General features: G+C 37.7%; 6 protein-coding genes. 5 read left to right on the top strand and 1 reads right to left on the bottom strand.

Going from position 1 to position 14,519, the window contains the following annotated elements:
• The 5 genes from QZU81_RS04535 to QZU81_RS04515 all read left to right on the top strand — a co-directional run bounded on the left by QZU81_RS04535 (nt 1) and on the right by QZU81_RS04515 (nt 14,160).
• On the top strand, nt 1-2,238 hold the full coding sequence (locus tag QZU81_RS04535; protein ID WP_295589642.1) for a hypothetical protein: 2,238 nt from the start codon (nt 1-3) through the stop codon (nt 2,236-2,238).
• A gap of 97 nt (nt 2,239-2,335) precedes the next feature.
• Complete coding sequence (locus QZU81_RS04530) at nt 2,336-5,413, top strand: Ig-like domain-containing protein (RefSeq protein ID WP_295589640.1); 3,078 nt, start codon at nt 2,336-2,338, stop codon at nt 5,411-5,413.
• 88 nt (nt 5,414-5,501) lie between these two features.
• Entirely contained in the window at nt 5,502-7,472 is a 1,971-nt protein-coding gene (locus QZU81_RS04525; protein ID WP_295589639.1) for a hypothetical protein, read from the top strand.
• Nucleotides 7,473-7,796: 324 nt separating this feature from the next.
• Entirely contained in the window at nt 7,797-13,088 is a 5,292-nt protein-coding gene (locus QZU81_RS04520) for a hypothetical protein (protein WP_295589637.1), read from the top strand.
• 130 nt (nt 13,089-13,218) lie between these two features.
• Nucleotides 13,219-14,160, top strand: a complete 942-nt coding sequence (locus QZU81_RS04515) for a hypothetical protein (RefSeq protein WP_295589635.1) — start codon at nt 13,219-13,221, stop codon at nt 14,158-14,160.
• A gap of 117 nt (nt 14,161-14,277) precedes the next feature.
• On the opposite strand, the gene dmpI is transcribed toward QZU81_RS04515, so the two are convergent.
• Entirely contained in the window at nt 14,278-14,466 is a 189-nt protein-coding gene (dmpI, locus tag QZU81_RS04510) for a 4-oxalocrotonate tautomerase DmpI (RefSeq protein WP_292827119.1), read from the bottom strand.
• Between the last annotated feature and the right edge of the window lie 53 nt (nt 14,467-14,519).

Here is a 14,519-nt window from a genome sequence, read left to right as displayed (position 1 = left end):
ATGAAAGTTAAAAAGATCATGTTGATGGGCATCTTTATTCTGGCCATTTTAACTATTGGCGTGGCCAGCGCCGAGGATGCTTCAGACATACTAACGAATGAATCAGGTGATGCGTCTGTACCTCTGGGTGACGTTGAAGATGCACATATTGAAGTGAATCAGGAAATTCAAGACACAGGCCATGCAGCAGACATTGAGGAAGATTTGAATGAGAAAACAGATTCGAAAGATGAGGGTGAACTTAAAGACCTAGAAATAGATCTGTCTGTTCCAAAAGAAATCATAAAAACCGAAACAATGGAAATCTCATACAATGTCCCAAATGAAAACAATGTCGACGGCAAGCTGGACATATACATTGACAATGAACTAGATAGAGAAACATACATCTATGCCATGGAAACAGGATATATGAACTTTAATTTAGAAGACCGGACAATCGGAACTCACACATGCAGCATTGTCTATTCGGGCAATGACTACTACAAGCCGTTCAACAGAACATTCGAATTTGAAATAGTCAATGCACGTATTCATGTCAATGAAGTGATGTATCGCGACAGCAGCATTAGAGCAATTTTACCAGGTGATGCAACAGGAACATTCACTGTCATCATAAACGGATCAAGCAGACAGTATAATGTTAAAAATGTGGAGGAGGACTACAATGGAAACAGGGTCATTTCTCATGAACTGTACAATCTGGAATATGGAAAATATGATGTTGAAGCCATATACTCTGGAAATTATGGAAAAATAACCAAAAGGATGAATATGACAATAGACATGCGCCTCTTCTTCTACACCCTTGATGCAAGTTTGGCATATTATATTCAACACTCCAATGAGGATTTCCTATTTTTCTTTTCCCCTTCAAATGTGACAGTGCTTATTGATGGCAATGACATACACTATGACATCGACCACAATAAACCGGGCAGCATTTCAAGAAGTGAAAATGAATATGATGGAATGATATTTGACAAAGCACCAATTTGGCTTAATGAAGTCTCATTATCCCAAGGTTACCATACTATAGAGTTAAGGGCAACAAGCAACGGTTACACCTCTTCAATCAGGGACATGTTTTATCTTGAAAATTCACGCCTTGCAGATAAAGAACCTCAACTGGTCAATCCTGCATATCCTATTGAATTAATGTTCGGCGATAACACAACAGGAAACGTCTCATTTTACCTGAAAGTGAAGAATGGAGACTTTTCACTGATAAACTGTGTAAACATTACTGATAATGTTGCAAAAACAATCCTCAACTGTTCTGAAAGTGGAGAATACCAAATAAAAGCTGTTTTAAATACGAATGAATACACTGAAGAAATTACATCCACATTAGAATTTGTCCCTGCAATTTTGAAATATAAAAACTGGTATGAACGCTTCCAGTTGGTGAATGAACCAAGCACAGATGTGTTCACATTGCAGACATGTGAAAACGCCACAGGAACATTTTCCATCTACATCAACAACAAGCTGTTCAAAGCCGTCAAAATCAACAGCCCAATCACAAAAATCACTGTTCCTGGAACAGCATTCAATAAAAAGGTCGGCGAGTATACAATCAAAGCAGTTTGGGATACAAACTATGGAAAAGGAAGCAAAGAGACAACACCATTATATATCGATGACTACACCTCATTGGATTACTGCTTTGAAAGAGGATATAATAAAAACATTCCGGAATATGGAGGCATTGTCATGTTCTATAACGATAAGTTATCCTTCAGTGTGCGGGCCATCTCAGAAAACTCAAATCCTGTCGGAAAAAACAAGATCGTCACATTCCAAATAGGCAAGCAGAAATTCAATGTCAAAACAAACAGCAAGGGCATCGCAACCCTCAAGATACCTAACACCATAAAGCCTGGAAAGTACACAATAAAGGCATCATACAAGGGAGTTTCAAAGACAGTAAAATATTACAAAAAGCTAACAGTAAAACAGGTATTGGCTTTGAAAAAAGTCAAAGTCAAGAAATCCGCCAAAAAGCTTGTCTTGACAGCTACCCTCAAGAAAGGCAAAACACCTATCAGGTACAAATACGTAAAATTCTACTTCAACGGAAAATTCATCAAGAAGGTCAAGACCAGTAAGAAAGGGGTTGCAAAGGTAACAATCAAAAAGACAGTCCTGAAAAAGCTCAAGGTCGGCAAAACCGTCAAATATCAGGCAACCTACCTGAAGGATACTGTCAAAAAATCAGCTGTTGTTAAAAAATAGAGTTCCAGCTCTATTTTCATTATTTTTTTTATAATAAACATATTTATGTAATATAAAACATACTCTATATCATATAATTATTAATTAGGGTCATATTATGAAAGTTAAAAAGATTATGTTGATATGCATTTTTCTGCTGGCCATTTTAGCGGTAGGTATGGCCAGTGCTGCTGATTCTTCAGATGTCCTTGCAAACGAAACGGGTGATGTGTCCGTATTTCCGCTGGACGATGTTGAAGTGGCCAAGTTCACTAATCAAAATGAATTGGCCGAAGCTGATGACTGCAGCATAAGGGTTGATGAGCTCTCTACCGATGAGATCAGTGCGGTTTCCGTAAGTGACATGCCGGGCGACGCTTCAGGAAACATCATCATTTCAATCGACGGCAAGGAAAGATACAATCATAATGTTTCCGTCGGAGGAAATGCATTGATTTTGAATGACTTGAATCTGCCGTTCGATTTCCATAACGTTTCAATAGCATATTCAGGTGACGGAAAATATGCAGGCTTTGTCAAAAACGCAACAATCGAGCCGTATTTTCAGGTAAACGCTCCTGAAAATAGTGGATGGAACTATCTTGAGGTTCATACCTGCTCCAATCTGCCAGGCAACATTAAGGTTGTGATTGACGATAAGATTGTTTTCAATAAAAAGTCAGGCAGCGGAAATGTTGAAATCGATTTGAGCAAATACGGCATTGGAACACACAGATATGAAGTGTTCTATGCAGGAAAATCATTCAAAAAAGGAAAATATGCAATTTCAGGCGTTGACATTGAATACGATTCCAACATAGTGTATGGGGATTCCGTGGAATTCGGAACTTATGAAATAAAAACAAAAGGTTCTGCAAAATTCAAAAATAAAATCTATCCGTTCATACTGGAGGAAGATGCCGAAGGATATAGCTATTACGCCCATCTCACCATATCCGATTTTGATGTGGGCGAAAACATCGTCGAATTCACATTCGGCAAAAAATCATTCAACAAGTCAGTTTTCGTTTCTCCGAAACTCACTTGCCCATCCAAATTATGGGTTAACGGCACCTATAATATTGTATTCAATGCATCCGAAGATTGCAATGGAGAATTGATATTGTCAGGTTTGATAAACGGCAATTACATGGTTGAAAACGGAAAACTGAAAGTTCCGATATCAGACTTAAGTCTGGGAGAATATAAGCTCAATGCAAAATATGAAAACTATTCATGGAACTATGACATAAAAGTACTCGATGTAACTCCAAATGTAATCATTGAGGATTACTATCCGGGCACAGTATGCATATGGGACTGGTGGTATAATTATGAGGATACATTCAATTACAAAATCATGGTTTTCGATGAAAACTATCCTCTTGCCGGAACTACAAAAATATATTATGATGGAAATGTTGCCCAAACCATTGAAGGGGATGTAGACTTTACCATGCCTCCTGTTTGGGATGACCTTGGAAACCACACAATATTCATAGAATACAGGGATGATTTCAATTCAGCAAACAGAACTGTCGATTTTGAAATCGTTGACCATGAATGCTATATTGGTGATGGCAGTATTATCATCCGCTTGCCTAGTGATGCTGTTGGCAATCTTATCGCCAAGGTGGATGGTAAGACCATTAAAACAACCAAGGTTAAAGGCAATGATGATTTTTACCAATATTTTGGAATACCTCTCGATGTTAAGAAAGGCCAAATCTACAGCATTGAAGTTGCATTCAAAGGAAACAATTATTCATTCACATATTCCTGCGATTATGAGGTGTCCTGTCCAATCAGAATCGATGCGGGCAATTATGATTTGGGTGATGAGAATACAGTCGCCATCTGGCTTCCTAATGACATCAGGGGCAAGCCGGTGGTAAAGATTGACGGCAAGACCTATAAGACTGCCAAAGTCGATTCAGGATATGACGTTCCGGAATACCATTATGAAGTTGACATTTCCAAGTTGGGACCTGGCCGCCACAGCATTAATGCCGCATATGCCGGTGATGAAAAATATCCTTCAAACTCCACCAATGATACAATAAACATTATTGCAAGAATAACCGGTCCTGATGAATCTTCATACTCTTACGAATCAAAGTTCGGCATAAGTTTATTCCTACCAAAGGACGCTAAAGGAGATTTGATAGCTGAAATCAGATATTATGATGGATTTGAAGTCAACTGCACCACTTCTGTGAAAAACGGCAAGGCTACTCTAAACCTGCCTTCCGACCGTGTTGGCAGTTATGACGTTAAAGCATATTTCAATGGAAACTGTGAAGTTGCACCTTATTCAGAATCATTCATAATAAAGCCTTTAAAATCTGACAATATAGTACAATATGGTGTTGATAAGAAAATAAAGATATCCATGGACAACTACAGAAATTCAGTGCTTGTTTTATGTATTTATGCATCAGGCTACATTCCTATTGCAGAGTTTGACTTAAGCAAAAGCAATTCAATCCTTATAAACAAGGCAGTGCTCAACAAGGCAAAATCTCTCATGAAAATCAAGCTGAATCAGGTGGTCAAGAACGGATATGGATCAGCACAATTCGGACTGTACCCATTTGTATACAAGGACGGCAAACTCCTCTCCAGGGTAGATTCAATTACATTCAAATTCCCTTCAAAAGTCACAGGCGCAGCCAACATCAACATGCTATATACTGCAGGAAAAGGATATGCCTTTAAGGTATATGACATATTCGGCAAACTTGTGGGAAGCGACGAAAAGGTAAAAATCCAGATAGGCAAAAAGACATTCACAGCAAAGACAAACAGATACGGCGTTGCCAAGTTCAAGATACCAAACACAATAACTCCAGGTAAATACAAAGTTAAGATAACCTATAAGGATTTGAAAATCACCAACAAAAAGCTCACAGTAAAACAGATATTGTCCATAAAGACTGTCAAAGTCAAAAAATCCGCCAAAAAACTGGTATTGACAGCAACACTCAAGAAGGTCAACGGAAAATACATCAGGGGCAAATGGATCAAGTTCAAGTTTAAAGGCAAAACCTACAAGGCAAAGACCAGCAAGAAAGGTGTTGCAAAATATACAATCAAAAAGTCAGTCCTGAAAAAACTTAAAGTGGGTAAAAAGGTCACATATCAGGCAACCTACCTGAAGACCACGGTCAAAAAAACTGCAAAGGTTAAAAGATAGGGGGTCATCAACTCTCTATTGATTTTCTTTTTTTTATAATGCTAACTTATAAGTTATTATTTATAATATATAATATATTGGTGTAATCATGAAAGTGAACAGGATAATCATTCTATCAATATTCATTTTGGCTGTTTTTATTATGGGTGCAGTCAGCGCCGAAGACAATGCAACGGACGCTGATGAAGAAATAGCTCAGGATATCAACGTGTCATTTCCCGAGAAGGTTTATGAGGAAGATTTAGGTGTTATTGATGTCAATCTTCCTGAAAATGCCGAAGGAAGACTGAAGGCAACGGTGGATGACGTTGAGATATACCATGAAAACATAACAAACAAATCTGTAAAGATACCGATAAGCATTCCGAAACCCAAGTTTCCATATCTTGTGGTAAACAGGTTGACAGACCACACAAGCCACAAAATCGACATTTTCTACAATGAGATTCTTTTAAACTCATCACATACCCTTAAGGTCATGAAATTCAAGCAGGACCATGACTATGGATTCGGAATCGATGAAATACTGAAGGATGACAATTCTAACTATCAGCATCCTGCAGTGATGTTCCCGCAATCCGCAAACGGAACCCTTGAGGTTTACATCGACGGCAATCTCTCAGAAATCCTTGAAACTCATCCGTTTACAGTCCTGAACATCACCAAGCTCAACAGGCTTGATTTGGGAAACCATACTTTAAGATTAGTATATTCCGGTGATGACTACTATCTTCCGTCAGACAGGACATTCAATTTCACAGTCGTTGACATGCTCATCGACATTCCAAAAGACATAGTCCTGGAACATGATGACTGCCTGACCGCCAAAATAGTGAACAATACCGACGGTACCATATTCGTCTATTTCGACAATAGGATGATTCTGTCCGGAAAGCTTGATAAGCGAGGAGAGTATTTGGAATCATTATTCAAGTATGTAAAATGTGGCCAGCATGAAATCGAGGTCATATACCTTGCAAAGAACTTCAAAAAATCCAAAAAGGAAATAGTGAATGTAAGCTATTATGTGGACTGCTGGGGAGACGGATTCACCTACGGCAGCGAGGATTATATAGAAATAATCGTTCCGATGGACTTTAAGAAGAATCTGATTACAATAACAATCGATGGCGTAAAATATGATAAGTTCACAATAGACAATTCCGGATGGATCGAGCTTGACATTTCAAAATTGAGCGCAGGAAACCACACCCTAAACTTTGACTTCAAGGGCAATGAGAAATACAACAGTTATTCATTGACCCATAACTTCACAGTGTCCTACAGAATCATCGGCCCTGAATGGTATATTGACGATTATTCAAAAGTGTCATTGACATTGCCAAGCACTGCAAAAGGCAGCCTTGACGTTTACGTTGACGGCAAGCTCTACAAAAGCCAAAAGCTTTCAAAAGGCAAGGCTTCAGTAAACCTTAAAGACTTGAAAAGCGGAGACCACAATATCACAGCAAATTATTCCGGCGATGACTTTGAAGTCGATGAGCTCAGCACAATCGTCCATGTGCCTGTTCCGGTAACAATCAAGGCAGATAACCTCAAAGTCTACTACACTGACAATGCAAAATACAAAGTTAAACTCATGCGCGGATTAGAAGAGGAAAGCTACATATATGCAACAGTCAAAATCGGCAAAAAGACAATAGAAGCATATGCAAATGAAAACGGCGTTGCAACATTCAAGCTTCCGAAATTGAAGCCTGGAAAATACACAATGACAATAACATGCGCCGGCGTTAAGCTGACCAAAACCCTGACAGTAAAACAGATCATGACCTTGAAAACCGTCAAGATTAAGAAATCTGCCAAAAAACTGGTTTTGACTGCAACCCTCAAGAAAGGCAAAACTCCAATAAAATACAAATGGATATCCTTCAAATTCAAGGGCAAAACATATAAGGCAAAAACCAGCAAAAAGGGCATTGCAAAGCTTACCATTAAAAAATCAGTGCTTAAGAAGCTTAAGGTCGGCAAAAAATATTCATATAAGGTCACTTACCTCAAATCTTCAGTCAGCAAAACTGCCAAAGTTAAAAGATAGGGGCATGATTTCCCTATTTTTCTCTTATTTTTTTTTATTTCATATCAAATTCCAATATCTGAATGTAAAAAATACTTTACTTGATTTTAACTAGTTTTTAATTAATTTGGAGAGCATTGCAATTATTTTAAAAATTATTCTATTTTTTGTTTTATTGTTAAATTGTGTATATCATATTTTATAGAATCATATAATTTTGCTTATAAATTTTGATTTTGCTTTTAAGTTTATTCAATTTTGAATGATAATTTATATATAAAATATTAAACAGAGATAAATAATGTATTCGAGTTGAATATAACATTTAACAAAAAAGGTTATAATATGAAATATAAAAAGCTGATGATAGTCGGCCTATTGCTGCTGGCTATCTTAACAATTGGTGCTGTCAGCGCATCGGAGGATGTCAACTCCACAGACACGCTGGCAGTTGAAACTATGGATGAGGTGTCAGTCGATGCTTCTGACGATGAAATAGTTTCTATAGAAGATGAACAGATACTAGAATCTAGCGATGCTGAAGTGCAGTCTGCTGGCAACTTTACTCTTATGGTGCCTGAGTTGGAGGTGTCTGTTTCAGATGTTGAATATGGTGAACCTGCTGTGGTTAATATAGAGATTGATCTCCCCCGTGAGGGTACTTTTTCACTGAATCTTGATGATGAGAATAATTATACGGTAGAGTTCGAGGAATATAATGCTACATACACTTTTGAAAATTTGGATGTGGGAACACATACACTAACCGTAACCTATGCAGGTAATGGATATTTCGAGTCAGTGACTGCCACAGCTTCTTTTGAAGTATTTGAAAAGGTAGAGCCGGGCAGCTATTTTGACGTTAACAGTGATTTGATCACATTTAGGGAAATCGTAACACTTTTACACTATAAGGTTGGAGATAATGCGACCGGTGTATTGACCATCAGGAATAAGGATATTCCGGCATGGGTATTTTTCCGTAAAAGCATTTCCGAAATGGAGTACAACTATCAGATGAAAGGATACAAATTTGACCAGTATGACGGATATGTTGTCTTTAAGGAAGATTTGGAAAATGCCACTACCGGAGAGTATAATCTTGAAATTACATATGAAGAAGATGGAAGGATTATAGACAGTGTTGAGACAACAGTCTATCTTGATTTTAAATCTGAAAGTATTAACGGCGAAACTGATATAAATAAAGATGAAAATATCTTAACCATTCATATCCCTCAAAGTTACAATAACGGTGCTTTGGTATTGAGTTGGGGTAATATACTTTATCCAAATGAGGCCGGAGATCCGGATTTAATGCTATGTAAAGTAATTAATATAACAAATGAGATGTTGGGCCAAGAACTCACCTTTAAAAGGTCTGATTTAGATTTAAGTGAGGAAGGCGATTATTCCCTTGATGCACGCTATGTCTCCTATGATGAATTCGAGTTCAATTATGTTGATTCTGTTGATGAATGGCCTGAAGATACATATCCTGAAGATACATATCCTGAAAATACATGTTGGACGGATATTGATAATGGAAAAATTCTATATTTTAAGTATATTGGCGATGAGAACGGCCATTATGCTTTCTACTGGAAAACAAGATACTTGCAGGACAGTGATTATGTAATTGTTGTCGACAATTCCAAATTCAGAGTGAAAGTAGAATCCACATCACTTCTTGATAAAAACGGTAAATTGCTGGTCTATTGTCCTGAAGGCACTGCCGGCGAAACTTTAAGGATTGAAGCGAACCAAATTCAAAATACATATACAGTTAATGAAGATGGAAAGTATGCAGAATTTGATTTAGCTGATTTCCGTTTTACTGATGTGGGCACTTATACATTTAGCATTTATGACAACGATAATAATCTAATTCTTGATTACGAATATACCTTTGAAAATCCACTTGAGATTCCTAAAAGGGCCATTATGGGAACCAATGATTTCATGCTCTCTACTGTAGTTTATTTGGTGGTTCCTGACGGCACTACTGGTTATGTCATAATTAAGAATGACAGTGGAAACCAATTATTTGTAGGTTTTGTAGATCAACTTGATGTTTTAACTGAAAAAGAGCAAATTGACAATCAGTTCTATGGTGAAGAGGGTATTTTAAACAGATATTATATATTAGATTCTAAATTGGATGGAAACTTTACCTCTGGCACTTACAATTTAACAGCAGAGTTCCAGGAAATTAATATGGGCAGTTTTAATGTTACTATGCCACAACAGTCTACTGCACACTTTTCAAAAAACGCTGAAATCAAATTGATTGAAAGAAAATACGTGGAATCCGATGGGGTAAGCATTGAATTGTTTGACTATGAAGACCATCGCTTCTGTGATGAGGAAGATTGGATTGCTGTAATACATGCCCACTACTTCAATGAGCACGGTACCGTTTGGGATCCATCACAGGATGATGTCATAATTAATGTCGGCCTCGTGGATGAAGAGGGTAATGAAAAAATATACAATTTCCAATTAGAGGAAGATGATGGCGATATGTCATGTGGTATTTGGATTGATGATGACGAATTGGCTCCAGGTGATTATGTCGTTACTGTAACCTATTATTACAATGGAACAGAAGGCAATTTCCTTAGTATAAGCTCAAACATGACCTTTGTCTATGATGACGATGATGAAGATGACGGTCCTCAAGAAGAAATTGATTTCTATTTTGCTGCTGAAGATGAAGGAGACATGGAATTTGACAAAGGAGATGTAACTGTAGCCTACCTGATAATTCCTAAAAAAGATGAAAATACTGTAGTTACTGTTGCCGTTACTAAAAATGATGAACCATTTGCTTCCATGATTTCATCCGATATCCAACCTAACTGGATTGAGGATAAGCAGGCTTGGGAATACCCTATCAATTTGGATTTATCTCAAGTCGAGGATAGGGACATTTTAGAGTTCTATGTTGATGTATTAGATTCAGAATTCCCTATTTATGAATATGTTGTTGAGGTCACAGACACCAATGCAATTCTCCATCAGCTTCATGTAGGCGTTGAACATTACATATTCTACGGTAACATCACTACTGGAGACCTCAACAGTCCTGATACTATGGGACCACGCCCTAACGGTGTTTTCATTGAATTCAGCATTCCTGATAGCTATGAAGTTATTGACGGTGGTGTTGTAATCAGTGATGGTGACACAGGAATTCGCACAATATCCCTGGAGGAATTCTACACTGAATATAACTATCGCATTTTAGGAAATAGATACAAGCTTTCTTTAGACGATTATGATTTGATGACTCTTCTTCCTGAAAATACTGTCGTAACATTCACATTAAATTATGGTGAAGATTCATTAACATTCAAACGTATAAGAATTGCCGATTACGTATATAAAGTGGTCACCCCAGATGACGTAAAACCGTTATTCCAAATTGAAGTCAGTAATGAGAATCCTCACTTCGGCGGCTATGATGCTAATCCGATTGCAATGATTTCTGCCACTGATGATGCAAATAGGCAAAGCATTTACATAGATATTGGTGGAGGCCAATTCAATGTATATGTAAATGATGAAAAAATAGAAGGTTTGGGAGAAAAAATCCTCAGAATTTGGATATATGACTCAGGTCTGTTGTATACAGATGATGATGGCTATTTGGAAGAATTTGGTATTAATCCTGATGAATTCTATCAATTGAGTGAAGATGAAAAATTCACATTCCTGCATGATATGTTTGCAGATGAATTCGGAAACGACCTTGATTTATTCCGCTTGTGTTCTGATAATCAAGGATGCAAATATATAAGCTTGAGTGTACAGGATTTAGGCATCACCGAAGCAGGCACCTATAACATTAAGATTACACATGTTCCTGACGAATATGAACCTGAACCGGGCATGCCTTCTGATGATTATATCTATCCTCAGGAGACTTTATTGGTTGAAAGAGATCTTGACGTTGTATTTGACCGTGTTGGAACTTCATTGTCAGCTGATGACTTGTTCATGACCTATAAAGACGGTTCCGCTTGGACTGTCACTTTGACTGATGTAAACGCTAATCCTATTGCTAATGCTATCGTTAAAATAGGCATATTAGACAGGGTTTATGACAGGAAGACCAATGCTGATGGTGTTGCCAGCCTACCTATCAACTTGGCTATCGGCATTTATGATATGACTGCAAGGTTTGAAGGAGATTTAAATTATGCTTCTTCATCTGTAAGTGCTTCCATATACGTTAATTATCCTCCGGCAACCTTATCAGCCGAGGACATCATTATGGTTGAAAATGACGGTACAGAATATACATTATTCGTAACAGATTCAAACGGCAACCCTATCGCTGATGTTCCAATCATGCTTGAAATGGGTGACGAAATGGTTTATATCCAAACCAACGAGGAAGGTAGGGCCAGCCGTCCTATTGACTTGTATGTTGGGGTTTATGATTTTACCGCCACATTTGAAGGAAGTGATACAGCAAGTCCTGCATCTATTGTATCTAAAGTAACTGTATGCAGACCTAATGCAGCTGTTTTATCTACCGGTGACCTTGAGATGTGCTATAAGGATGGTTCTGCTTGGACTGTCACCTTGACTGATGCCAGCGGCAATCCTATGTCTAACGCTATTGTTAAAATAGGCATTGTCGGCAAAGTCTACAACAGAAAGACTGATGCAAACGGTGTTGCCAACTTGCCTATTAACTTGGGTGTTGGCGTTTATGATATAAACGCAACCTTTGACGGCGATGCAAATCACCAATCTGCATTTGCAAGAGCCACAGTGACAGTTAAAAATCCTGCAGCTATCTTATCTGCTGAAGATGTTGTCATGGTTCATAGTGACGGCAGTGAATATGCAGTGACCTTAACTGATCCTAACGGTAACCCTATTGCCAATACTATTGTCAAAATCAACATTGTAGGTATCACATATGACCGCAGAACCGATGAAAATGGTGTTGCTACCTTGCCTATTAACTTGGGTGTTGGTGTTTATGATATTACCGCAACCTTTGAAGGAAATGCAAGGTACAGTTCAGCATCCATTGCAAATACTGTGTTCGTAAACACTCCGGATACCACTACATTATCCGCAGACGACCTTGTGATGTGCTATAAGGATGGTTCTGCTTGGACTGTTACCCTGACTGATGCCAGCGGCAATCCTATTGTCAATTCTGTCGTTAAAATAGGTATTGTCGGCAAATATTATACCACTGTAACCGATGCTAACGGTGTTGCCAGCTTGGCTATTAATTTAAGGGCTGGAGTTTATGATGTCAACGCTACATTTGAAGGCGATGAAATTCATGAAGCTGCCTTTACAAGTGCTTCAATAACAGTTAAACAGCCTGCAGCTGTTTTAACCGCTAATGATGTTGTCATGAACTATCGTGACGGTACAAGCTATGATGTCACTTTAACCGACCCTAGCGGCAGTCCTATCGCCAATAGCATAGTAAAGATTACAGTAGTCGGTAAAACCTATAGCATCAGAACCAATGAAAATGGTGTTGCAAGCTTACCTATCAATCTGGCTGTGGGCACTTATGATATTTCAGCTAAATTTGAAGGAAACGGCCAATATAGTGATGTTGAAATAGCTAACACTATTGTTGTAAATAGGGTTTAGAAAATTTTCGGTGAAGGTGATGTTTTCGGTGATGAAAACATCTCTTCTTAATCTTTTTTTTAAATAATTTCAAAAGAGACATATTATCTCAAAGCATAATTTTATTAATTTTTAAAATAAAAGTATTATTATGGATAAGAGATATCTTCGAGAAAACAGGAATTCATTCAATATTGTCAAATCATCCAAGATTTATGCTAAAGTGAGTGATTTGGATGACGCCATATTCATTAGGGATTTGTTGATTCAATGTGACTGGGATTTAAACAGAATTCCTCAGGCAGTTAAAAGGGATGATGATTACCTTGTTTTGGCGATTATTGATGATAAGCTCCATCTTCTTTCCAAGGACAAAAGCATGCCGGATACCCTGAGGATTGTAAGGCTTGTTAAGAATTTCAAGAGAAACCCGAACGGTTCGAAATACGGATTGAACATCGCCAGGGTATTCGACACTTTCACAATCAAAAAGCAGATAGCAGGTGATGACTATATCTTCGGATATTATGATGCTTTTGAGGATGCCAGATTCGTCAGGAATTTCCTTCTGGACAACGATTGGGATGTAAACAGGTTCAAGGAGATAGAATTTGACGATGAAACGAATTCCTATAGGGTTGTCAGCGTAATTGATGATTATGTTTATGTATTGGGCAACTTCACATTCAAAAGCCAGATAGATCTTCAAAGGGTCTATGAAGGGTTTCTTGCAAAGATATCCAAGCACAAATATGGCCTCGCAGATTATCCTCACCTTGATTTGCTGAAGGACAGGATTCCCGAGCTTGAAGACAGATTCCATGTAAAGACCAAGGACAAGAACTGGTCATTTGACAACGTCAATGAAAATGAATCCATTTTAAGCCAGGTAATCTTCAATTTGACTCCGTTCCAGCAATCAGTTCATGATTCTATCGATTCAAACACATCATTTGATGAAATCAAAAGATCCCTAATCAGATACAGGTCCAAAAATTTCGAAAACAAGATTCAAAGAAACATCGATGAGCTCATCGAACTGAATCTGATTGAAAGAACTGGCGAAAATTCCTACTCCAAAACAAATAGTTAAATATGATGCAACATTAATATTTAATTGTATTCAAGAAATTGAATGCAAGTTCTTTTTTGGTTTGAACTTTAAAAGGGGAGTTTGGTCGTTGTATCTCCCCTATTTGATTTAAATTACTTATTCTCTGTCGCTCAACAATCCTCCGGCCACGCCAATGTCCTCTTTAGCGTATGGTTGGACGAGCACGGTAATGGCTTCAATAGGCAAGCCATATGCGTCAGCAACTACTTCAGATACTTTTTTAACCATTTCTCTTTTCTTTTCTATAGTAATTCCGTCATTTCCAGCTATTGTAATTACAGGCATTTTATCACCAATTAAAATATATTAAGTATTGAATATAAATAGATTATTAAAAG

The sequence above is a fragment of the uncultured Methanobrevibacter sp. genome (assembly GCF_902770715.1).
Classification (GTDB): domain Archaea; phylum Methanobacteriota; class Methanobacteria; order Methanobacteriales; family Methanobacteriaceae; genus Methanocatella.
This window is presented reverse-complemented; position numbering and strand designations above follow the sequence as displayed.